Source organism: Terrabacter sp. Root85, from assembly GCF_001429185.1.
Lineage (GTDB): Bacteria > Actinomycetota > Actinomycetes > Actinomycetales > Dermatophilaceae > Terrabacter.
This window is the reverse complement of record NZ_LMIW01000002.1, coordinates 1-22624: the sequence shown is the minus strand read 5'-3', so window position 1 is coordinate 22624 and position 22624 is coordinate 1. Positions and strand designations below refer to the sequence as shown.

The window sequence follows — 22624 nt, the reverse complement described above, 5'->3', positions numbered from 1 at the left end:
ACGCACGCTGCTCCGTGCCCGTGCCGACGAGTGCAGACATCTGGTGAGGTCCGTGATCTAGCGGATCTGCCGGACTCGTCGGACGGGCCGTCGGCACCCGTGCCACGATGACGGTGTGACGTCCGCGGGCGAAGCGACACCGCCGGCCGCGCGGCAACCAGAATCCGCGGGACCGGATGCGGCGCGCCCCAGCGGCATCCACGGCCACCATCACAGCAGCGGCAGGACGTTTCCGCTGGCGCTTGGCGCGCTGGGCATCGTCTTTGGCGACATCGGCACGAGCCCGCTCTATGCGATGCAGACGGTCTTCAGCATCGAGCACAACACGGTGCGGGCCAACCGAAGTGATGTTCTCGGCGTGATCTCCATGGTCCTGTGGTCGATCACCCTCGTCGTGTCGATGAAGTACGTGTCACTCGCCATGCGGGCCGACAACGACGGGGAGGGCGGCATCCTCGCGCTCGTCGCGCTCCTGCGCCGCCACCTGCAAGGCACTCGTCGGCTCGCAGCGGTCATGGCGATGGGCCTGCTCGGCGCCGCCCTGTTCTACGGGGACGCGGTGATCACGCCCGCCATCTCGGTCCTGTCGGCGATCGAGGGACTCGAGGTCGCCAACCCCACCCTGGTAGACCTCGTGCTGCCGATTGCCCTCGTCGTGCTCTCCGGGCTGTTCGTCATCCAGCGTTGGGGCACGGGCGTCGTGGGCAAGGCCTTCGGTCCGGTGATGGTCCTCTGGTTCACGGTGCTTGCCATGCTCGGCCTGCCTCACATCGTCGCGAACCCCCTGATCCTCCAGGCCATCTCGCCGACGTACGCGTTCATGTTCGTCGCTCAGCACCCGTTCATCGCGTTCGTCGCGATGGGCGGGGTGGTGCTGACCATCACCGGCGCCGAGGCGCTCTATGCCGACATGGGTCACTTCGGCGCCCGCTCGATCCGCCTCTCCTGGTACGTCGTCGTCTTCCCCGCGCTCGCCGTCAACTACCTGGGGCAGGGTGCGATGATCCTCGCCGACCCGTCCGTCGTGTCGAACCCCTTCTTCCTGTTGGCCCCGTCGTGGGCCGCCCTGCCCCTCGTGCTGCTCGCCACGGTGGCCACCGTCATCGCCTCGCAGGCAGTCATCTCGGGCGCCTTCTCGGTGTCCCGGCAGGCCGTGCGACTGGGGATGCTGCCCCGGCTCGCCGTGCGGCACACCTCCCGTGAGGAGGGCGGCCAGATCTACGTGCCCGTCATCAATTGGATCCTCTTCGTCGGCGTGCTCGTGCTGACCGCGGCGTTCCGGAGCTCGAGCCGGCTCGCGGCGGCCTACGGGCTCGCGGTCACGGGCACCCTGCTCCTGACGAGCGCACTCTTCCTGCTGCTCGCGAGGTACGTGTGGCAGGTCCAGACGTGGAAACTCGTCGTGTACATCGTGCTCGTCGTCGCCGTCGAGCTGACCTTCCTCGGCGCCAACCTCACGAAGATCGTCAACGGCGGCTGGCTACCGCTCGTCATCGCGGCCCTTGTGGTCGCGATCATGACGACGTTCAGGCGCGGGACCGATGCGCTCCATGCCGAGGAACGAGACCTCGAGGGCCCGCTCCAGCTCTTCCTCAAGGTAGTTCGCGACCACCCCGAGCTCGTCCGGCGCGTTCCCGGGGTGGCCGTCTTCCCGCACCCCAATGCGACGACGACGCCGCTCGCCCTGCGGGCCAACGCCGACTTCAACCACGTCGTCCACGAACAGGTCATCCTCGTACAGATCGTCAACGAGAACGTGCCCCACATCCGCCACGTCGACCGCGTCGAGGTCGACGACCTGGGCGACGCCACCGACGGGTTCGTGCACGTCAAGGTGCACGTGGGCTTCACCGACAGCCAAGACATCCCCAAGGGACTGGCACTGGCCGTCGGAACATCGCGTGCGCTCGACGTCGATCTCGATCAGGCCCACTACTTCCTGTCGGTGCTGACCGTCCAGGCGACGGGCCACCGTGGGCTACGCACGTGGCGCAAGCGCCTCTACGCCTGGATGTACCACAACGCCGCGAACCGGACGGAGGTCTTCCACCTGCCACCCGAGCGCACCATCGTCATGGGCGCCCACATCGAGCTCTAACCGGAAGGTGGTTCGGGACACGGCGTGGTGGATGACCCCGCGTTGTCCCCGCATCCGCGCCGGGGTTCTGGTCCCGCGGCAGGGGCCGTATCGCGCCTTCTGGGGCCGCAGCACCTTTCCACCGTGCCGACACACCAGCCAGCAGGCCGAACACGCGTATCAGTGTGTGCCCCGCTAGCGGCGAACTGACGCAGACGGGTAGTCCTAGCGACCGCCCCCTCGCGAAGGTCGCGGTTTACCCGGTGAGGGGAGACCGCGCCAGCAGCGGCGCCTCTCAGACAGTCTGAGTCGTGGGCTGGGGTTGTACGTCTGTCTTTTCTACGAGCTGTTCGACGACTTCCTCAGCCAGGTTCTCGTGGCGGGCCGCTTGGGCTTCCTCGTGCTGCTTCACCTCGACACGAGCGGCCTGCCACGCGGACCAGTGGCCCGAGACGAGAGCCCACAACGACAGCGCTGACACGTACACCACGGAGTTGACCCAGTGCGTCACCAGCGACACCGGGATCATCACGAGCCAGAAGATGGTGAACCAGCCGTTGACCCGGCGCATGAAGACCGGGTCGCCCTGAACGCTGGCCCAGAGGGACTTGATGACCGTCACCGAATGCCTCCACTTCGCAAAGGGCTGCGCGGCCGCAGCGAGCAGAGATTAGGGCGAGATGCTGAGAGTCCGCTACATGTCCGTCTGGGAAGTCCGTCGCGTCTTGTTCGACCTGCAGAATGAGGTGCGGCCCGGCACGCGGCGATGGGACGCAGCCGCCTCGGCATTCACGGACCTTCTAGACGGGACCCGCTCCCGGGTCGAGCGGGCGATGTCGCGTCCCCCGGTTGAAGCATGGCTTGGCGCTGCGCGTCGTGATGTGTGGGGCCGACCCCGAAAAGGTTGGCGCCCGATGGGAGGGGTGGTCCGGGTGCTGACCAAGCGATGGATGATCGCAGGACTTGTGGCAGTCGCTGTCGTGCTGGTCGTTCTCGTGATCGTCTACGGCGGTGCCGGTGGCGGTGGTGGTGGGGAGAGCGGCTATTAAGCCGCCGCATGAACTCGCTCACGGCGTCAGCCCAGGATCGATACGGTCCTCGGTGCCTATGGAGCCCGACGTGTGGACGATCGCGGCTACTAGACGATTGTCGGTAGGGCCGGTGTCTGGCCAGACTCGGTCCAGGTGATCGGCGGGCAGCTCTCTTTGCGGCTGCCCACCAGCGTCACCGGTGTGGCTCTCTATCGGTCTGCGGCCCGCCGGTCACCGTGACGAGGCGTGGCTCAAGAAGGGACTGCCCTGCTCGTAGTAGCACTGCCCACCTCGTCGTCCACGTCGGCACGAGCACAGGTGGGAGCACGGGCATGGAACGGGTCATCATCGGGGTCGATCCCCACAAGCTGTCGGCGACGATCGAGGTCGTGGACGACCATGAGCGCCGGCTCGGTCACGGCCGGTTCACCACCGACAAGGCCGGCTACACCGCGATGCTGAGGTACGCGAAGGCGTGGCCGGCGCGGACCTGGGCGGTCGAAGGAGCGAACGGGGTCGGTCGCCCGCTGGCGCAGCGGCTGCTCGAGGCTGGCGAAGATGTCGTCGATGTCCCGGCGAAGCTCGCCGCGCGGGTCCGGCTGTTCGATACCGGTCACAACCGCAAGACCGATGCCCATGACGCGCACTCCATCGCGATGGTCGCGGTGCGCACCCAGGGCTTGCGGGTGCTGCGGCCGGACGGTGAGCTCGAGGCGCTGCGGATGCTGGTCGACCGGCGTGAGGCACTCAGCAGGCGGCGGGTGCAGACCGTGGACCGGCTCCAGGCGCTGTTGGCGGAACTGCTTCCGGGACAGGCGAAGAAGGATCTCACCACCGGGCAGGCCAAGCGGATGCTCGCCTCGGTCCGCCCGCGCGACATCGCTGGCAGGACCCGGCGCCGGATCGCGGCCGAGGAGCTCGCCGAGCTGGTCGCGGTCGAGTCCAAGATGGAGAAGGCCAACGCCGAGCTCAAGGCGATCGTCCTGGCCCGCGGGTCGCACCTGATGGACCTGCGTGGTGTCGGCCCGGTCGTCGCGGCGCGGGTGTTGGCGGACGTTGGGGACGTGGCCCGGTTCGCTGACCGGAACAGGTTCGCGTCGTGGACCGGCACGGCGCCGCTTGATGCCTCCTCGGGCGAGCATTCCCGCCACAGGCTCTCCCGGGCGGGGGGGACCGGCGGATTAACCACATGATCCACATCGCTGCGATCTGCCAGATCCGACTGGACACCGATGGGCGGGCCTACTACCGGCGCAAGCGCGCCGAGGGCAAGCGGCCCCTGGAGGCGATCCGGTGCTTGAAGCGCAGGATCTCCGATGCCATCTATCGCCAGCTCGTCACCGACGCCGCAGCCGCCTCGGCCGCCGCGGCGGTCAAGGCAAAAGACACGGGCCCGGGAGGGCACTGCGGGGCGTCTCATGTATCCAGCGCGGCCGGCTCGAACCCGCTCACCAGCGCTTCGGATCAGCCACTTCCCGGACCCGCGCCAACGACGCTACGCCGCACAGCCACCCCGCGGAAGACCCACCTCCACGCGACCGGTTGACAACAGAAGGGAGCCGATATGACTCGGGCTTCCGGCGCACCGCTCACTGTGTCTGTCCGGTGGCCCTTGGGGTTGAGGATCGGGTGACCAGTGCAGCGTCTTTAGCACGGATGGCTGGATGGGGCTGTGAGGGAAGTCGGACATGCCAGGTGTCGTGAGGGCGGGTCCGCAGCCAAGATCGTCATACAGCCCTCGGGAGGGTGTTGCTCGCGGCGGGCCGGCGGAGGCTCAGGCGTCGACGATGACCGGGATGATCAGGGGGCTGCGGCGGGTTTGTCGGTAGGCCCAGTTGGACATTGCCTGGCGGACGAGTTCCTCGATCTGCTCGATGTCCTCGATGTTTTCTTTGGTGGCGGTCGTGAGTGCTTTCTGGATGGCGGGCGTGGCCTTGGCGAAGTCGCCTGGGGCGTGTTCGAATCCGTGGGCGAGGTAGTCGGGCTCCTCGGTGAGTTTGCCGGTGTCGGGATCGACGATGCAGACGACTGTGATGACTCCTTCCTCGGCCAGGGTGCGGCGCACGTGGAGCGACTCCTCGGTTGCTCCACCGACGGTCATGGCGTCGACGTAGACGAGCCCGGCAGGGACGGTGCCGGTGATCCTCGCCTGGCCATCGACGAGGTCGATGACGGCACCGTCGTGGGCGATGAGGGCGCGTTTGGGGTCGACGCCTGTCCGGATGGCGATGTCGGCGTTGGCCCGCAGGTGACGCCACTCACCGTGCACGGGCAGCACGCTGGAGGGTTGGACGATGTTGTAGCAGTAGGCGAGCTCGCCGGCGCTGGCGTGGCCGGAGACGTGCACCTTGGCGTTGCCCTTGTGCACGACGTTCGCGCCCCAGCGGGTCAGTTCGTTGATCACGCGGTAGATGGCGTTCTCGTTGCCGGGGATGAGGGAGCTGGCGAGCAGCACGGTGTCGCCCTCGGTGACGCGGATGGGGTGGTCGCGGTTGGCCATCCGGGACAGGGCGGCGAGCGGCTCACCCTGCGATCCCGTGCAGATCAGCGCGATTTGGTTCGCCGGGCGGCGTTCGAGCTGCTTGAGGTCGATGACCAAGCCCTGCGGGATGTCCAGGTAGCCGAGGTCCGCGGCGATGCCCATGTTGCGCACCATCGACCGGCCGACGAAGGCCACCTTCCGTCCGTGGTCGCGGGCCGCGTCGAGCACCTGCTGGATGCGGTGCACGTGGCTGGCGAAACTCGACACGATGACCCGGCCTGGCGTCGTCCGAAACACGGTCTCGATCGCGGGGGAGAGCTCGCCCTCTGACACCGTGAAGCCGGGGACCTCCGCGTTCGTCGAGTCGACGAGAAAGAGGTCGACGCCTTCTTGGCCGAGGCGAGCGAACGCACGCAGGTCGGTGACCCGACCGTCGAGGGGGAACTGGTCCATCTTGAAGTCGCCCGTGTGCAGGACGAGACCCGCCGCGGTGCGGATCGCAACGGCGAGCCCGTCGGGGATCGAATGGTTGACGGCGATGAACTCGCAGTCGAAGGGACCGAAGGTGCGCCGGTCGTCCTCGCTGACCTTGACGGTGACGGGGGTGATGCCGTGCTCTTTGAGCTTCGCCTCGAGGAAGGCGAGCGTGAGACGCGAGCCCACGACCGGAATGTCCGGTCGCTCGCGCAGCAGGTAGGGCACGCCGCCGATGTGGTCCTCGTGGCCGTGCGTGAGCACGATCGCGTCGACCTTGTCGAGACGGTCCCGGAGCCAGGAGAAGTCCGGCAGGATCACGTCGACACCTGGCTGGTGCTCCTCAGGGAACAGGACGCCGCAGTCGACGATGAGTAGCCGCCCGGCGTGCTCGAAGACCGTCATGTTGCGGCCGATCTCACCCAAGCCCCCCAGGGGAACGATCCGAAGGCCGTCGCGCGGCAGCCCGGGAAGATCCTGGGACCGCCGAGAGGCGCGTCCCCGCCCGCGGGTCTGAGGTCTGCGACCGCCGCCGGCGCTCATAGCCCACGCCTCGAACGGTCGAAAACCGGCGAGTCAGCCGAACTGGACGGGGCCGGGTTCGGGCTTGTCCGGTCGGTTCTGGGACTCCGCTGCGCTGCCATGGTGATCCTTGTCGTGCTGAGCATGGGACTGAGTCTCTCAGCACCTGCCCCACCGTCGCCGCCTGGGCGTACGCGGCGTTGGTCATTTGACGTTCTTTCTCCCGCCGGGTCGTCGGCTGGAGAGTAGCCGCGTCGCCGGGTGGCCGTGCCTGAAACACCTCGGTGCGAACGCCCCCCATGGACGGATCCGGTAACTCGACGCGCCCCGCAAGCGGCGGGATGACGCAGCGGTGAGCCGGTCACGGCTCGATCGACCGGTTCGTGTCACGCGGGTGCGTCGGCGGCTCGCTGCGGTGAGGCGTGGGACTTATGTGGGGTGGCCGGTTGCTCAGGCATGAGCTGCCGGTAGGTGTCGGCGTAGTACGGCGCGATCTGCTCAGGGGTGAAGCGTGCGGCGTAGACGCGCCCCGGTGTGGGGTCGGGTACCCCCCGTCCGTGCAGGAGCTCGTCCATGGCGCAGGCGAGCTCTTCGGGGTCCTCGGGCGGGACGAGCACACCGCGGCCCTGTCCCAACGTGACGGGTAGCCCTTCGACGGCGCTGGCAAGGACGGGCACCCCCAGGCCGAAGGCGAGGACGGCACTCTGGGACCAGGCTTCCTCGCGGGACGGGACGACGTGCAGGTTGGCTCCTGAGATGTAGGAGCCAGGCGAACGCACCCATCCCGGCAGGAGAACCCGGTCGGACAGGCCGAGGGCGTGCGACCGGGCAGTGAGGGACTCGCGCAGCGGGCCGTCTCCGAGGAGGAGCGTCGTCGGCGGATCGGGGAGCAGGGCCAGTGCCTCGAGCAGGACGTCGACACCCTTCTCGGGGTGCAGGCGCCCGGCGAAGGTCACCCTGAGGCTGGGCAGGCCGGGCAGCGGTCGCGCATCGAAGCCGTCGACGATGGAGCGTCCCTCGAGCATCCGGCTTTCCGGGACGCCGAGTGATTCGGCGAAGCCGCGGGCGGCGGGGCCGTGGGCGAAGAAGGCCGCAAGGCGTCCGGCGGCGGCGCGGGCCTGGGCGACATGGTCGCCGTACGGCCAGGTCATGGCGTTGTGCTCGGAGGCCACGAGCGGAACCCCGTCGGGCACGGCGGCGGCTGCCGCCCACCAGGCCCCGAACATGTGGGCGTGGACGAGGTCGGCGTCGGCCAGGCGGGGGCGCAGCCATGCTGCGAAATCGGTCGAGGGCACCCATTGCAGGTGTGCGTCCCGAGCGAAGGTCTCGACGGGCACGTCGAAGGCGGCCGCGAGGGCGATCCCTTCGTCGGTGGCGTCCCCGGCGTACAGGCGGGTGTCGAAACCCTCGGAGCGCAGGGCGGCGGATAGCCGCAGCGCGGAGAGCTGGGCCCCGCCACGCTCCAGCACTCCGATGATTCGCGCGATGGTGAGCGGCCGCCGGCCCGTCGAGGTCGGGTCAGCCATGGCTGGGGCCCGTGGCCTCGGCGGCCTTCCGGGCCACGGCTACGCCTCCACGCTCGGGGCTGCGGTCGAAGGTGAGGCCGGTCTCGTGCTCCCACCGGCGCAGGACCTCCTGCTCCCCGGGACGATCGGTGTCGTCGAGAACGAGGCTGGCGCCCGGGGCAAGGAGGTCTGCGAGAACCGGCAGGGCGGGGTAGCGGGCCAAGCCGTGGCCGGTGGCATGAGCGGGCGGGCCGTCCACCAACAGCAGGTCGATCGAGTCTCCTCGTAGCGCTTCGCGAAGTCCCTGGGCCAGGGCCGCCTCGTCGTACCAAGCGAGGCCGGGGTCGGCGCGGGCGTGCGGCACCAACGGCGCTGGAACGATCGTGACATCGGTCCCCATGCCTTCGCGATCGAGCTGGTCGCGCACCCACCGGGCCCAGACCGGGTCGTGCTCGACGCTCGCCATGAGGAAGCCACCGGGCGGTGGTCGCTGGTGCAGCAGGCGGGCCAGCAGAACGGTGCTGACACCGCTGCCCAGTTCGACGATGCGACGCCGCTCGTTCAGGACGATGTCGTTGCACACGGTCACGAGCCCGGCGGGTCGCATCGCGCCCGAACTCCACGGCAAGTACGGGCCGGACAGTGCAGCAAGCCCGTGCAGGGCGGCCCCGTCAGAGAAGCCACGACCTGCCGGCGTCGAGAAACTGGTCACGGCCACAGGCCGACCGTAGCGCGTGACGGACCCACAAGCGGAGGTGTGTCATCGATCTGCATCGTGTCCGCCGAGTGCTGGTCAAAGAGGTAACCGATGACGTCCAATGGCCGCCCGGGAGGGCGCGCTCGTAACGCGACGGCCCGAGCGAGCGCAGTCAACTGACCCTTGCAACGGTGGCGACTCGGCACGTCCGGAACACGGCAGGCGCCCCCTCACGCGGCGGTAGGAGGTGACCGCTTGGCGGCGAAAGGACGCAGGCCCTTGGCGCAGGCCTGACAGGATCGAGGCATGACCGCGTTGGAGGGACCGGGACATGAGGGCTGTCGTATACGAGCGCTACGGGGGCCCCGACGTGTTGCGTATGGAGGACGTCCCGACTCCGTCCCCCGCTGCCGGGCAGGTCCTGGTGAAGATCGCGGCAACGTCGATCAACCTCAGCGACTGGGAGGGCCTTCGTGGCTCGCCCTTGTACGCGCGCATGGGTGGGCTGCGCGCGCCGCGACGTCCGACGCTTGGCTCGGATATCGCCGGGCTTGTCGAGGCAGTCGGCCAGGGCGTCACTCGATTCCATCCGGGTGACGAGGTCTACGGCGACAACCTGCAGCTCATGGGCGGCTTCGCCGAGTACTCGGTTGCCCGCGAGTCGGCCCTGGCTTTCAAGCCAGCGGAGCTGACCTTCGCCGAGGCGTCGACGATCCCGCAGGCCGGCGCGATCGCGCTTCAGGGCACGGCCCGCGCCTCGACCGGGAGCCGAATGCTCATCAACGGTGCGGGCGGCGGCTCTGGTTCCTTCGCGATCCAGCTAGCCAAGCGCTCAGGTGCTCACGTCACCGGCGTCGACAACGCACACAAGCTGGAGTTCATGCGGACCCTCGGTGCCGATGAGGTGATCGACTACCGCCGCGATGACTTCACCCGGGGCCACGAGCCGTACGACCTCATCCTGGACCTCGTGGCCCACCGGTCGGTCTTCGCTTACCGTCGCGCGCTCGCTCCCGGCGGCTGGTACCGATGCGTCGGCGGGTCCGTCCGATCACTGCTTCGGGTGCTCACGATCGGTGCGACGGTAGGCATGATCACGGGCCGCCACCTCGGGGTGCTAGCCGTGAAGCCGGGTCCGGCCCACTTCCAGCCTTTGACCAATCTGTGCCTCGCCGGTCACGTGGGTATCCACATCGACCGCACCTACCCACTCGATGAGGTACCGGAAGCGCTGGCCCACGTCGGGCAGGGCCGCGCCCTCGGCAAGGTCGTCATCACCCCAACCTGAACACGGCGCGCTCGGGCCGTCTGAACGGGGACGCCTCGCCGCGGACGGCCACATAAAGAGTCACCCTGAAGAGTCATCGCAACCGCGCGGGCGGATGACTTGGAGTTCATCCGCAGATCCGGGTGGCCTTAGCGACGGAAAGACACAAGATGCTGTTGGAGCCCCTGGTACGACGCGTCGCGAGCTGTATATGACAGCACCGGAACGTGAGAGGTGGGCGGGCGACAGTGCCCAACTACGTCAAGGTCACGTTGTGACAGGCGGTCAAATAGGCGCCCCTCCCGCACGCTCTCGAGGTCGGGGGGCCGGTGCCCTAAGTGGGGACGTAGGTCTCCCCGGACTCTGCGGGTCCGGGGAGCCCTACGTCGAAGGGGAAAACTACTCGTTGGCCACCTTGGGCTTCGCCGGCGGGAACTGGGTCACGTAGATCGTGGCGGGCACGTTGTACCCGGCGCTGTCCGTGTTCACCTGCGAGCCGTCTTGGCGATAGAGGGAGTACGTGCTGTTCAGCACGTACATGGCGATGGCCGTCATCGGAGGCACGACGTATGTCGTCTTCTTCGAGGTCTCGCTGCTCCACCCGTTGGAGCTGGAGGTCGTATACGTGAACTTCTGACTCAGCTTGACGCTGCCCTTGACGAGCTTGCTGAACCCGTATTCGAAGCCCAGCTCGATACCCGTCTCGGATGCGAACGAGGTGGCGCTACTGCCGTTCACTCCCACGGTGACCTGCAGTTCCCGGGTGATGGATTCCGATTCGTCGTTGAACCAGAAAGCGTCGTCCAAGGCCCATTTGTCGGTGCGCTCGAGCCGGTAGGTCGGCGACTTGACCATGCTCTGTAGCGCCGGGTAGTCGGGGTCATTGACGGCGAACCACGGCAGGCTGCTGGTGACGGTGGCTGCTCCCGCGCCGAACGGTCCGGGGTTCACGTTGCTCGTCAGCGCCGGGTAGGCGGGCGGCGCCGGTTCAGGCTGCTCGGGAAGGGCCACCGCGAAGGAGTAGAGGGTCGTCGGCTCGGCCCGCACGGTGTTCTCGTCATAGGACCCTGACCCACAGAACGTGCCGGGGGCCAGCGACAGCGTGCCCGGCGCGGCGGCGGGCGGGAGGACCTCCCACGAGCCGAAGTCGCCGTGGGCGCCACTGCCCGCGTCGCACCACACCGATGCGCCTGGGGTGGCCCGGTGGACCAGCGACTGGGAGACGCAACGGACGGCGTCCAGAGACGGCTGGTTGTAGCCGCCGACGACGACCAGTCCCATCGCGATGTAGCCGTCGGGAGCGATCGGTCGCCAGACGGAGCCGTCGTTGTTACCGCCGGAGCCGTGGTCGGCCCAGATCTGGGTGTAGCCGGTGGGGGCGGCCAGCGCCGTGCCGGTCAAGTCCTTGACGACGACGATGGCCCGGTCACCTGACGGGTTGTAGTTGTAGTTGCCGCCGTTGTTGACCCCGAGGCTGCCCAACGACCAGTAGCCAGGCATGCCCGAGACGTTGGGCTGCCAGAACGAGCCGCACGCGGCGGCGCCGGTGCCCTTGTCGTCGTAGACCCAGTCGAAGGTCGTCGTGAAGCCGATCTCGAGAGCACCCCCGACCAGCCATGTGGTTGCTTCAGTGTCCGGTGCGATAGCGGTCATCGTTGCTCTCTTCCCTGGAGACACTCAGCTGCCGTGACTCGGCACCGGGTGTGGCCGAAACGTTACATTTGTCCGATATGTGCCGCAGCGAAATGGGCAAAGTGGCCGATGCCGCCTGGGTCGGTTCCTTTCCCCAAGCTCGGTCCACGGAACGTCCGGTCTTGCGCAGAGTGGAGTGCCGAGGAGCGGTCACGTCGCGCGTTCATACGGAGAAGGTGTCTTGCTCCGCATCACGAAACCTCAAGGTCCTCGGGCCGTCCCCGCGCCCATGAAGGCTTCGAGCGCAGTTTCAGCACTTTCGCGCAACTGCTCCCAAACCTGGACAAGCCCGGACGTCGGGCAGCGCGAGTAGTCCTCAGGGATTACCGACGCTGCAACGTCAAGGTCCCCCTCAATCCGGGCAGAGGCTCTCGACCTCCGGGCGGTCCCTCTCTGTAACCAGCCAAGACCGTGCCGGCCGTGGCGCTCTCATATCTGCCTGACATCTCCCAAGACCGCGTGATCTGGCGCTCCCGCAAGCTGAGTCGGCGGCTTTGGCCGCATGCCCATCGCATCGTTCACGTCGGGTCACGGTCGACTTGGCAGAATATATGTGCGCTCGACCATGGTGAGCGCGCATTGCCGAGCGGTGATCCTTGACGGGCTCACGCAACCGACAAGCGGCGGATAGACGCTCACTGCAGAGCCGCTCGGGACGCGTCTGTCCGGAGCGGGTATGTTCAACGGTCCACTGCGCCGACGAGCCCAACCGGACGAGGTGTGCCGGACATTGTGCTCGAGGAGCACAGGTTGGGGGAGTCCCCTCCGTCACCGCTCCATTCGAGGCTGTGATCGGCAACACTTGAGAACTAGGTGCTAGCACAGCGTGGCAGGGGGTTCGGATGTCCGACGTGAACACGGCGGTTGAGCAGGTGGCCGACTCATTGGGCACGGAGGTGTACGAGATCGTCCCTGAGGGGGACTACTTTCTGGGACCCGAGATTCTGACGGCCGTGGCTGGCATTCTCGTGGGGTCCTTCATCCAGGGTCTCGAGGCGAGCGCTCGGGACGAGCTCGAGAGTTGGGGACGACGGGCTGGCAAGGCGCTGATCGAGCACATCCGGTCCGTCATCAAGAAGCGTGAAGTTGTGGACCCACCAGGCGAACTGCCGCTTGACGCGGACGGAGTCCGGACCGAGCAGATGTTTGTGGTGGTTCTCGGAGAGGCGGGCATGTCCTTGCGGGATGCCGAGCGGGTCGCTGGCACCTTGCGGACCGCATTGGAAGGTGTGGATCGGTGAGATGGGCTTGTCCGACCGGTGTCTGAGAGTTGCTCAGGCCCTGCGACAGGCAACGCCCCCCTGCTCGAGATGACCGTGGACCTGTCGGCGCAGCGTGAGCAATGGATGGCCGCGACTGGGGAGACACTGCTCGATCGCTGGCACGCCGTCGAGCATTTGGACGGTCGAACACGGTTCATGCGAGAGAGTGAGCAGTTCGGCGCGTCATCTTGGGACCGGCCAGTCGAGCCCATCGTGGCGACTTTCCAGATGCGGCCGGAGTCCGCGCCGATATCACGCTGGTTGCACGCGCAATTACCTGCATTGGACGCGGAGGCGCGCCACGCGGAAACAAGCAAGTACTCGCAGGTCGTCACGGTTGCGCAGGACGCTGCCAGGGCCAGCAGGCTTGACTTCAACACCGACACCTTGGTTTCTCTCAGCCAAGCACGAATGCCCGCGGCCTGGGGCATCAGTTGGCCCGCTGGCGGCAGCGCCCCCGTCGAGTTCCTCCGGTTGTGGGCTGAGGACCAACGCACTGGACTCGCCATCGACGGGTCCTTGATGGCCGCTGTGGCCTTCGTCATCGATGCCGTCTCTCACGCGGGAAACGACCGGGCGGCGATCGGTCTCGCTGCACCGCTCCGGGACGGCGCGGCGCCCGAGCTGATCCGTCGGATTGTTCGAAAGGCGCTCGAGCATGATCACCTAGACATGGTGTTTGAACTCTTCGACGCCTACTACGACCACGCGACCAGCAACGTGCCACTCGATGCAGCGAGCGTGGACGAGTTCCACACGCAGATCTACGACCTGATGCCGACGCTCATCATGGCGGTGGAGATCGGTTGGATGTTGACCGAGCCGGAAACGCCCTTGGCCCCAGATGACGTCGAGCTGCTCGGCAAACGAACCCGACGCATGGAGGAAGTCAGGGTTCGCCTGCTGGAGTCGACCGACAACCGCGTCCACAACCTGATCGGCAGCAACGCCGCGCGACAGCGTCACGTCCGGCAGATCCGAGCCTCCGGTGCTGTCAGCCAAGAAGCCGTCGGGCGAGCAGTGGATCGACTGATCGAGCAACGTCTGTTCTACCCCCGAAGCGCCCGAGAAGGATTGATCGCTGAGGCGCAGGGCTGAGAAGACTGCCGACCTTCCCACGTGCCGGCAACGTCAACGTCCACTCGGCGAAACACGTTGACACGCGTCGGTGTGACGCGTGGCCGATGTTGCTCCCAGAGCCTTCGTGATGACGCGGTGCTTGCTCGGCGATCTTCAGCAAGAGGATTTGTGTTCGCCACCTTGGCGCCTTCAGAGCGCAGGGTGTCCTCTGGCTCACGGCCCTACGTCCCATGGCCTCAGCGTCGCCCGCCTGAGCCGTTCACTGCTGCACGAAATTCTGCTGTGGGGCGAAAACCTACTGCGGTCTTATTCAGTACGAGTGTCCCAAGTCTCGGAATGCGCGAGTAGCCGTGCGATTTCAGCTCCTTGAGGGAGAGGAAACTAATGGCTTCGACGATTGCTCCGAGCTGCTCCGCAGTGAGACCGCTTTGCTCAGCAAGATGCTTAATGGTCAAGTCAGCACTCAACTCGCTCTCGCCGCCATCGAGAGAGAGGCGCTCGGCAGTCGACGACTCTTCACTGAACACCCGCTCGGAGGCCCGTCGTGCGGCGCGGGACCTTCGAGGCTTTGCGGCTCGGGCCGGTTCGTCGCTGGCCAAGAATGGCGCCGATTCCCCCTTCGAGAGCCGATTCAGAATTTCCGCCCACATCGAGCGATGCACACGTGCGATTCGCAAAGACTTGAATGCCGAGAAGGCCTCACCTGCAATCTCCGTGATTTGGTCCAGTCCCAACGCCTCGCTGGTTGAATCGACAGCCGACCCTAGAGACCCGAACCCGCCGCCCAGTTTTTCAACGACTTCGGCCCATCCAGGCTCCTCTGCCGGAGCACTGACCTCCTTGAGGTTGACATAGCGGGGAGGTGTGAGAACGACGGTGTGGTGAGACTCGCCATCATCCAAGCGCATGCCGACAGTCCCGGTCCATGCTAGAGGGTGTCCCTTTACCGTCACGCGCGTTCCATCCATCATGAACCGCACCTTCCAGCCACCGAGTAACTTCTCCTGGAAGAAGACAAGCTTCTGCGACACCACGGCCAAACGTCCCGCGACGCCCCAGCCTGTCCACGCCGGCGTAGAAGGTAGCAGCGTGAGGTCCTCGCGCCACTCTTCGTAAAGCTGTTCAAGCGCCTGGAGATCTTCCCTCTTGATGGCTGCGGTCAAAGATCGCAGGGCGGCCCGACGCCCTGACCACAGTGCCGCGTAGGCCTTCTCTTCGGACGCGGCCCGTAGCGACGCCGCGCCGGATGTGGGAGAAATGGCCACCTTCCGCTCCATGGCCGACTCCGTCGCTTTGCTCATTGGCACCACCTCAAACTGCGCAAGTTCGACTGCCGGTCGACGCCGTGGAGTCGACGACACCGAGGTTCACCTCAAACAGTGCAAGCACCAAGCCGCATTGATACAAGGCCCACGCACGCTTGGCAGTTGCGGCGCAAGGGTTCCCCAACACGGAGGCTGTGTCGCTTTGTGCCGCATGACCATCCGAGCTTCGCTGCATCAGCGGCGCGTTAGACCTGCCGTCTGGCGGAAGACGTCGGCGTCCGACCTCCGCTTAAGCGGCAGCGCCTGGCTGCCAGCTCGCACACGTCGAACCGCGGCTAACAGAACTCGCGGCGAAGTGACGCGGCTGCTGGACTACGGCCTTCGCGCCGAGTGGGTGTGGTGCATCCACGCTGGTGCCCTTGACCCCGTCGGTTGCCACGAGTGATCTTGGCCACGTACGTGCGCGACAGGCAGGCCTTGTCATTAGGGTCCAGCACATAGACCGGATTTCCCGTCGCGTTGGCGCTCATGCCGATTCGGTAGAACTCGCGCGACGGCGCATCGGCATAGGTGATCGTTAGGTTCTGTAGCCAATTTGGGGTTGGCCACAACACGGATCCGGCAAGTTGGTGGAACGCTCCAAATGCGCCATACTCAGCGCCTGGCGCGGTTGTGACTCGTCAGCGCCGACCACAGCATCGTCTGAATCGCTCGCTCCGGGTGCGGCGAGCAGCGCCTGCACAAACTCAGCAAATCCGGCGCATGCCTGAATTGGCGCGCGTACCGTCAAGAGGCATGGCCGCACAAATGGTGGGTGTTGCCGAGGACACCAGCAATATCACCCTGCAGACATATCGCTACCTGCGGATGATCCTTGTCCTGCCGCCCGTCTTCCTCATGCTGGCAACCGTCGGGGAACGGCTCACCCGCGGCGTGTGGCGTGACTCGATCAGCGACTCGTACGCGGGCCCGGTGCGCGACGTGTTCGTCGGCGCCCTCATGGCCACCGGGGTGTGCCTGATCGCGTACAAGAGCAGCTCCAAGCTCGAGGACTATGCGCTCAACTTCGCCGGCTTCAATGCGTTCTTCGTCGCCCTGGTGCCGAACAACTTCACGCCGATGCTCGTGGCCGCGCCGGCGCGACCCTCATGACCTGGGTGTGCTAACCCAAGCCCAGATCTTGGACAACCTGCGGGTCGTCCTTTGGGCCTTCCTCATCAGCGCGGCCCTATTCACCTTTTTCGACTGGCGCCTCATGCACTGGCGGTCCTTCCGCTGGGGACAGGACGAGGCCAAGTTCGCCAGCGTCCTGGTCGGGATTTCCTGGGTCGCTGAAGTTGTCTTCCTGCTGGTCATCGTCGGTGGCTTCCTCCTCTTCGGCCGCAGGACACTCGTTGGAGATGTGAGCATCTTTGGCGTCCTGCACTTCACTGCGGCGGGGTTGCTCATTGCGAACCTGTCCTTCGCGGCCGCAAGCCACGCGTTTCCGCTTAGCCTGCGCAGCGAAGCGGACCGGTCCGCAGCGCCGCCAACCTCGAACGGCGCGCTACTCACAGACCGGCTGATCACTGGCCTCATGTGGGCGGGCCTGCTCATCGGTGGCTTCTGCATCTGGCGGCAGGTGCCGTACTCGGTCATCCTTACCGAGTACTTCGAGATCGTGATGTTCCTGGCGTACTGGCTCGTCGCCACCCGACGCGACTGGTCCAACCCCATTTAGGGCTACAGATGCCCTGAATCGTTCTGGGGAACCACGAAATTCAGTGAAGGGGCTCGAGCGCGCATCTCGGAGCTCTCCAGGACCTACTTCGCAAGAGCTATCGCGAGGCTGGCCTCGCGGCCCGTCGGACCTTAGGAAATGGTGGTCTTCCCGCTGAAGTCGGGCCCTGATATTGCGAATAGATTCGTCCCCTGTCGATGCGTCTAGGTCACGATGCTCTTAACTGCGCTGAGGAAATCGGGCAGCGCGAGCAGCACGGCGGCTGACAGTGCGACCTGAACGATTCGCCGGCCCCGTTCCCGGACGAGCGCGCCGAATCGGGGATTCCGCTCACACGTCAGGTAGATCAGACTGCCGGCCAATACGATGACCAGGGCCTGCCAAGACCCCAGCAGTGCTCCGATGGCGAGCAGCCCGCCCGGGACAAGCCAGCCGACCGCCCACCACCGCGGCGCCGGAAGGGCCGCCGCGATCCGTCCCGCGACAGGTGCTGTGAGCGCGCCGGTGGTGAGCGCCAGTGAGGTAAATGTGACCACGGACAGCCAGCCGGGTCCGACGATCTCAAAGTCTTGGTTGGCGGCGCGCAGCGGATCAATTCGACTGGCGAAGAGCACCAGAAGCACGGCGCCGAAGATGACGCCTCCGAGCATCCCTCGAGGCAGGACGAAGGCCGCGAAGACGTAGACCAGCCCAACAGCGACCCCCGAGAGCAATCCAAATCCGACGACGAGGAAGAGGGTGCCACCGACCGTGATCTCCCCGACGGTTGCTCCGAAAGTGGTATCCGCACCTTGCGCCTGGGGTGGAGAGGCCGCGGCAATGAGCCGCATCGCGAGCCGGGCTGCCGGCCCTAACACGAGAACTCCGATGACCATGCCGGCTAGCAAGCCGACGCTGAGCAGCCAGCAGAGGTCTGCACCCGGGGCTGCCGTTGTGCCGTCGTCGCGAGGGCTGCGTTCTGGCATCGCCAAGCCATAGTGGCGCCACCGCACGCCGAGCGCCCCTGCCAGGCAGAGGGCCGCACCGCAGGCGAGCATCAAGAGCATCTCGTCACTGTGGACCTGAACGTCGCCTCCCGTCTGTGCGCGCGACGACACAGGCGAACGTGCGACGACGCCCCCTTCGCCCGCCGTCCACTCGAAGCTCGTCCCGCCGGCATAGATTCATTTGCCCTCGGTGACCTAACAGACCGTCGCGCACGGGCGTTGTGGGCACAGGTGTCTCCCTCCCGACACGCGGTCGGATGCCTGCGAGGAAGACCGGCCACCGGTGAGCTCGTGAGTCCCACCGACCTAACTGTCGAGGGGCAGTACACGGCAAAGCCCGGCGACAGGCGGTGGCGTTCCAAGTGCGGCCGCGCACGCGCGAAGTGTTGTTGCGGGCACAGACGCGGCGCCGACGCTCGGTAAATCTTCGTATGACCGCTGGGAGGGCCAGCGGCTCACGGTAGGAGACCACGATGTACTCCACGACCACATCGCGCCGCCGCGGATATTTTGCCGTAGGGGCAGCCGCAGCAGCACTGGCGCTCACACCCAGCGCAGCACATGCAAACTCCGCTCCCATCGTCTGGACCTTCGACAAGTGTGCAGTCGGGCCCGGCGTCTGGGAGGGCACGGTGTCCCGACAGGGAGCCACGGCCAGCCTTCGTACGCGCCTCACGAGCGTTCGCGCGGGCGGGACGGTCCTACATGTCACGTTCGACTGGGAGGTCGGTGAGACGTTTATCGCCCCGCTCACTGGCACGCTCAACCAGTCCACGGGTGCGGTGGTTATGAACGGCGTAGTCGCGGAAGGCGCCCACGCGGGCAGCCAGGTCCATGAGCAGGGTCAGCTCTACGACCCGGACCGATCCTGCTTCACCGGCACCATCCAAGTGATGCCAGCCACGAGCTGACCAACAGGTCACGAATGCGTCCGACTCGAGTTGCCCTCGCCATCCTGATCGGGACTCTTCCGCGTGCGTCGGTAGCTGGGCTGGATTGCCTGGTGCGCCCTGACGCTGCGGCATTACAGTTGTCTCCAGAGGTCAGTCGTTAGGGATCTCACTGCTCGCGCCTTGGGGATCCAGCACGCGGGGGTCCATCCATTAGGAACTGCCTTTCCGGGTTTTGAACACCCGGCCCGTTTGGCGACCTCTCGACTGGCCGCGGGCCGATATCGCGGCCCGGGCCAGTTCTTGACAAGCCCGTGGTCTCATCCTGACCCCGGCTCGTGCATCTGATAAAAGATCTCGACACGCCCGGGCGAGGGATCGCTCGAGTGCTCCGCGAGAAGCTGCTGCACCGTGGACGCTCGGCCGATCGCATAGCTGTTATCCCAATCCTGACTCGGTAGGCACCGCCTCCCTGCCGCATAGACATCTACGATCGAGAGTTCTTGGCTGGGAGAGCGCCGATAGCCACTGCGCTCGCGCAGGGCCTCCGCGGCACCGAGCAGCCGTGCCGCATCCTGGTGGTGACCGAGCGCCGAAAGGATCGCGCCGTAGTCCTCGGCCAAATGGATGAGTCTGTAGGTGTTCGGATCCCGGAGGATGGCCGGGATCAGAAGGCCCATTTCATGCCGGGCATCCTCGGCTCTCCCCATCTCCCTGAAAAGGCATGCTCGGTTGTACTGGTAAGCACCCGCCGCGGTGGAGTGCCCAGCGGCCTCTGCGAGCCCGATTGCCTCGTCGTACAGCTCCAGAGATCTCGAAAAGTGGTGCTCGACGGCCTCAAGCGTGGCGAAGTGGTCCAGGATGCGGTGGTAGGGCCCCTCGGTCCTTGAAGCATGCCCGACCTCCAAGGCTTCCTGAAGCAGAAGCCTGGCTTCACCAGCGTCGCCGCACTCCCAGGTTGCCAACGCAAGCGCGCGCAGTGCTTGGGCGAGCCACCACCCAGATTGGTGGAGATCCCGGTACATCTGGACGGCGCGTCGTGCGTGACGCTTCGCCTCGTCCGGCTCGCCAAGCGCGATCAGACTGTCCGCCAGGACCGCCAGACATTGTGCGAGCGCCACATTCTCAGTCGAACCCGCCCGCGCGACGACCGGTTCCAGCCACCGACGGGCTTCGCTGAAATGGAAAGCGCCTGTCCAGTAGCCGCAAAGTCCCGCACACAGCCTAAGTGCCAAGGAGTGTCTGTCTTCGGTTCCACTCATGCTCTCCGGTGATGACAGGCACCAGCTCAACGCTGCTCGGATGTTGTTCTGTTCGGCGTCGAGTTCCTCGCGCGCCTGCCAGAATCGGTCTCCCTGAAGTCGGGGGCCGACGCGGTTCACCACGCTCAGGTAATGCCGTGCGTGCCGACCGCGGACAGTGTCCAGGTCGGCCGCTGCAACGAGCCGGTCGACGGCGAACGCCCGCACGGTCTCGAGTAGGAGGACGCGCGGCTCGCCGTCGTGGTTCTCTCTGATCGTTACCAAGCTGGCGTCGACGAGGCTGCTCACCACGTCTAGTGGCTCCGTTCCGGTCAGGTCGGATCCGTCGTCGAGGACCGCAGCGACAGCGCGCAGGTCACAGCCGCCATCGAAGACCCCGAGTCGCGTGAATGCCGCTTGGAGCTCGGTTGGAAGCAGGTTGTAGGACCAGCCTATTGTCGCTCGGACTGTGCGCTGCCGGCTGGCAACGCCGCCCACTGACGAGGACATGTCCAGCCCGGTATTGACACGCGCGAGCAGAGCACGTGGTGAGAGAATTTTGGCTCGGGCGCCGACGATCTCGATAGCTAGGGGCAGGCCGTCCAGTCTCCGACACAGGTCTGCTACATCGGCGGCATTCTCTGCGTTGAGGTGGAAGCTGGGCCGTACCCTCCTCGCCTGTTGCACGAACAGCTGCACGGCGGGAGAGGCCTGCGTCGCAGCAAGAGTGTCGTCGGCCGGAACATCAAGGGGCGACACCGGGTAATCCTGTTCCTCAGCAAGGTGCAGGGGCCTGCGTGAGGTTGCGACCAGCGCCACATCTCGCGTGCCGTGGAGGATCTGCGTGATCACACCGTCCGCCTCGGGCAGCTGCTCGAGGTTGTCGAGCAGCAGGAGCACTTCCAGGGTGCTCAGACGTGCGAGGACGTCGGCGGCTCCGCGTTGCGTGCCCAACGTCTCGGCGAGTGCGTCCCACATCTGGTCCGGACCGTGGGACTCTGCAAACGGCACGAAGTGCACGCCGTCCGAGAAGTCGTTTACGCACTCGCGAGCGAGTTCGAGGGCGAGTCGCGTCTTGCCGGATCCACCCGCGCCGGTGAGGGTCAGCAGGCGCGCCTGGCGTGCTCTCAACCGGACGCCCAAGTCCGCGATTTCCGTCGCGCGCCCGATGAGTGGTGTCGGCGGCACGGGTATCCGAGATATGGCGCCGATGGACTTCAACGGCGGGAACTTCGCAGGCAGGTCGTCGGCCTGTACCTGGTACAGGTGGTCAGGATCGGGCATGTCCTTCAATTGGTGCAGCCCAAGGTCGCGCAGCGTCACGCCGGGAGGCAGATTGCCGTTGCCTAGTTGGGTGGCGGTGGCAGCCGAAACTACGACCTGACCACCGTGCGCCGACCCCGCGATTCGGGCACACCGATGCACGTCAATTCCCACATAGCCCCCGTCGTAGGCCGTTGGTGCCCCGGTATGCAGACCCATCCGCACACGAACCTGCTCCCTCAGGGGCCAGCGAGAAGCCGCCAGCTCACGCTGCCCTTGAACAGCGGCGGACACCGCCGCCTCGGCTGTCTCGAATGCGACGAAGAAGCTGTCTCCCTCGGTGCCCAGTTCCGTGCCCCCATTTGTCGTCCATGCCGACCGGAGCACACGCCGGTGCGTGCCCAGCGTGGCGGCGTAGCCAGAACCCAGACGACGCACCAGCTGGGTTGATCCCTCGATGTCGGAGAACAAGAGCGTCATGGTCTTCGACGGCAGCGTGCCCATGACTCATTGAACGCCTTCAATCGCAGGCAGCGACACCACGACATCCACACGACCTGACCGGATGAGCCGTCAGCTTCCCGAGGCCCTCACTCGCGGCCACTCGGCGAGCGTCCTCCCGGCGCGCTCCGTGCCAAGAGACCTGCCCGCTCCGGGCGGCACATGCGTCCAAGTCGACGGGTGTACGGAAGACAACGGCGTTCTCGTCGAGGCCTACGCCCGCCAAAGAAAGCTGAAGGGCGCGCAGATAAAGAAGATCAACCAACACGTTCTCAAACGAGCCTTGCCTCAGGCAAGAGCGGGCTCGCCGATTCGCGCGCCATCATCGCGCTTTCAAGTGAGGAGGCCCGCGCCTCCATCACCTTTTGGATTCGCGGCGCAGCTGAACAGTTCGGTGTGGGCTCTTTGTGGTGGACATGCCCGACGCGCTCCGTGATGAGATCCGCCCGCTCAGGCCAATCAGGTCATAGTCAACATCGAAGTGCCTGTCGACGAGCTGGCCGACGACGTCACCACCGAATCGAGTTGAGCGAGGCCGGATAGGACCACGGGCCAAACCCGTTCTCGCAGGTGAACCGCCCCGGTGAGTCGGGAGACTCAGTGGTTTGAGAGCTCCAGATCCTGCTGGGCCTCGTTTTGAGCGTAGTAGGCCGCTTCGAGGTCGACCGG

At 66.2% G+C, this 22624-nt stretch carries 16 protein-coding genes; 8 read left to right on the top strand and 8 right to left on the bottom strand.

The window, feature by feature from the left end; all coding sequences use genetic code 11:
• Positions 1–115: 115 nt before the first annotated feature.
• A complete protein-coding gene (locus ASE25_RS06345; RefSeq protein WP_255358380.1) occupies positions 116–2098 on the top strand; it encodes a potassium transporter Kup in 1983 nt (660 codons plus the stop codon).
• A 274-nt stretch (positions 2099–2372) separates the two neighbouring features.
• On the opposite strand, the gene ASE25_RS06340 is transcribed toward ASE25_RS06345, so the two are convergent.
• Positions 2373–2699 carry a hypothetical protein gene (locus tag ASE25_RS06340; protein ID WP_056773404.1) on the bottom strand — a complete coding sequence of 109 codons (327 nt, stop codon included), beginning with the start codon at positions 2697–2699 and terminating at the stop codon, positions 2373–2375.
• 741 nt (positions 2700–3440) lie between these two features.
• Between ASE25_RS06340 and ASE25_RS06335 the strand changes: the two genes are divergently transcribed.
• Both ASE25_RS06335 and ASE25_RS23760 read left to right on the top strand, forming a co-directional pair.
• On the top strand, positions 3441–4301 hold the full coding sequence (locus ASE25_RS06335) for an IS110 family transposase (protein WP_369793466.1): 861 nt from the start codon (positions 3441–3443) through the stop codon (positions 4299–4301).
• A complete protein-coding gene (locus ASE25_RS23760; RefSeq protein WP_369793465.1) occupies positions 4298–4654 on the top strand; it encodes a hypothetical protein in 357 nt (118 codons plus the stop codon). The genes ASE25_RS06335 and ASE25_RS23760 overlap by 4 nt, the downstream gene beginning before the upstream one ends.
• A 228-nt stretch (positions 4655–4882) precedes the next feature.
• Here the strand turns inward: ASE25_RS23760 and ASE25_RS06330 are convergent, their stop codons facing one another.
• The 3 genes from ASE25_RS06330 to ASE25_RS06320 form a co-directional block, all read right to left on the bottom strand.
• A complete protein-coding gene (locus tag ASE25_RS06330; RefSeq protein WP_200959011.1) occupies positions 4883–6607 on the bottom strand; it encodes a ribonuclease J in 1725 nt (574 codons plus the stop codon).
• A gap of 365 nt (positions 6608–6972) precedes the next feature.
• Positions 6973–8112, bottom strand: coding sequence for a glycosyltransferase (locus ASE25_RS06325; protein WP_056824016.1), 1140 nt, complete (start codon positions 8110–8112; stop codon positions 6973–6975).
• Positions 8105–8809 carry a class I SAM-dependent methyltransferase gene (locus ASE25_RS06320; protein WP_157623353.1) on the bottom strand — a complete coding sequence of 235 codons (705 nt, stop codon included), beginning with the start codon at positions 8807–8809 and terminating at the stop codon, positions 8105–8107. The genes ASE25_RS06325 and ASE25_RS06320 overlap by 8 nt, the downstream gene beginning before the upstream one ends.
• A 403-nt stretch (positions 8810–9212) precedes the next feature.
• Between ASE25_RS06320 and ASE25_RS06315 the strand changes: the two genes are divergently transcribed.
• Positions 9213–10076 (top strand): NAD(P)-dependent alcohol dehydrogenase, encoded by an 864-nt coding sequence (locus ASE25_RS06315; RefSeq protein WP_235508570.1) that lies wholly within the window; start codon positions 9213–9215, stop codon positions 10074–10076.
• 378 nt (positions 10077–10454) lie between these two features.
• Here the strand turns inward: ASE25_RS06315 and ASE25_RS06310 are convergent, their stop codons facing one another.
• A complete protein-coding gene (locus ASE25_RS06310; RefSeq protein WP_056773433.1) occupies positions 10455–11708 on the bottom strand; it encodes a Vps62-related protein in 1254 nt (417 codons plus the stop codon).
• Positions 11709–12589: 881 nt separating this feature from the next.
• Here ASE25_RS06310 and ASE25_RS06305 point away from each other — a divergent pair.
• Complete coding sequence (locus ASE25_RS06305; protein ID WP_056824005.1) at positions 12590–12988, top strand: hypothetical protein; 399 nt, start codon at positions 12590–12592, stop codon at positions 12986–12988.
• A gap of 69 nt (positions 12989–13057) precedes the next feature.
• Entirely contained in the window at positions 13058–14107 is a 1050-nt protein-coding gene (locus tag ASE25_RS06300) for a hypothetical protein (RefSeq protein WP_157623352.1), read from the top strand.
• 218 nt (positions 14108–14325) lie between these two features.
• On the opposite strand, the gene ASE25_RS22675 is transcribed toward ASE25_RS06300, so the two are convergent.
• Entirely contained in the window at positions 14326–15390 is a 1065-nt protein-coding gene (locus tag ASE25_RS22675) for a hypothetical protein (RefSeq protein WP_157623351.1), read from the bottom strand.
• A gap of 759 nt (positions 15391–16149) precedes the next feature.
• Here ASE25_RS22675 and ASE25_RS06295 point away from each other — a divergent pair.
• A complete protein-coding gene (locus ASE25_RS06295) occupies positions 16150–16506 on the top strand; it encodes a hypothetical protein (protein WP_157623350.1) in 357 nt (118 codons plus the stop codon).
• 28 nt (positions 16507–16534) lie between these two features.
• The gene (locus ASE25_RS06290) at positions 16535–17074 is read left to right on the top strand and encodes a hypothetical protein (RefSeq protein WP_157623349.1); all 540 of its coding nucleotides are present in this window, start codon (positions 16535–16537) and stop codon (positions 17072–17074) included.
• Between the two features lie 203 nt (positions 17075–17277).
• Here the strand turns inward: ASE25_RS06290 and ASE25_RS06285 are convergent, their stop codons facing one another.
• Together ASE25_RS06285 and ASE25_RS06275 are read right to left on the bottom strand one after the other, a co-directional pair.
• Complete coding sequence (locus ASE25_RS06285) at positions 17278–18120, bottom strand: hypothetical protein (RefSeq protein WP_157623348.1); 843 nt, start codon at positions 18118–18120, stop codon at positions 17278–17280.
• Between the two features lie 1150 nt (positions 18121–19270).
• On the bottom strand, positions 19271–21958 hold the full coding sequence (locus ASE25_RS06275; protein WP_056823989.1) for an adenylate/guanylate cyclase domain-containing protein: 2688 nt from the start codon (positions 21956–21958) through the stop codon (positions 19271–19273).
• Positions 21959–22624 lie beyond the last annotated feature (666 nt).

Excerpts from the sequence above, each read along its gene's own strand:
- ASE25_RS06330 (WP_200959011.1), bottom strand. The coding sequence starts at position 6,607 with ATGAGCGCCGGCGGCGGTCGCAGACCTCAGACCCGCGGGCGGGGACGC.
- ASE25_RS06305 (WP_056824005.1), top strand. The coding sequence starts at position 12,590 with ATGTCCGACGTGAACACGGCGGTTGAGCAGGTGGCCGACTCATTGGGC.
- ASE25_RS06335 (WP_369793466.1), top strand. The coding sequence starts at position 3,441 with ATGGAACGGGTCATCATCGGGGTCGATCCCCACAAGCTGTCGGCGACG.
- ASE25_RS06300 (WP_157623352.1), top strand. The coding sequence starts at position 13,058 with ATGACCGTGGACCTGTCGGCGCAGCGTGAGCAATGGATGGCCGCGACT.
- ASE25_RS22675 (WP_157623351.1), bottom strand. The coding sequence starts at position 15,390 with ATGAGCAAAGCGACGGAGTCGGCCATGGAGCGGAAGGTGGCCATTTCT.
- ASE25_RS23760 (WP_369793465.1), top strand. The coding sequence starts at position 4,298 with ATGATCCACATCGCTGCGATCTGCCAGATCCGACTGGACACCGATGGG.
- ASE25_RS06310 (WP_056773433.1), bottom strand. The coding sequence starts at position 11,708 with ATGACCGCTATCGCACCGGACACTGAAGCAACCACATGGCTGGTCGGG.
- ASE25_RS06295 (WP_157623350.1), top strand. The coding sequence starts at position 16,150 with ATGGCCGCACAAATGGTGGGTGTTGCCGAGGACACCAGCAATATCACC.
- ASE25_RS06325 (WP_056824016.1), bottom strand. The coding sequence starts at position 8,112 with ATGGCTGACCCGACCTCGACGGGCCGGCGGCCGCTCACCATCGCGCGA.
- ASE25_RS06285 (WP_157623348.1), bottom strand. The coding sequence starts at position 18,120 with ATGCTCTTGATGCTCGCCTGCGGTGCGGCCCTCTGCCTGGCAGGGGCG.
- ASE25_RS06275 (WP_056823989.1), bottom strand. The coding sequence starts at position 21,958 with ATGGGCACGCTGCCGTCGAAGACCATGACGCTCTTGTTCTCCGACATC.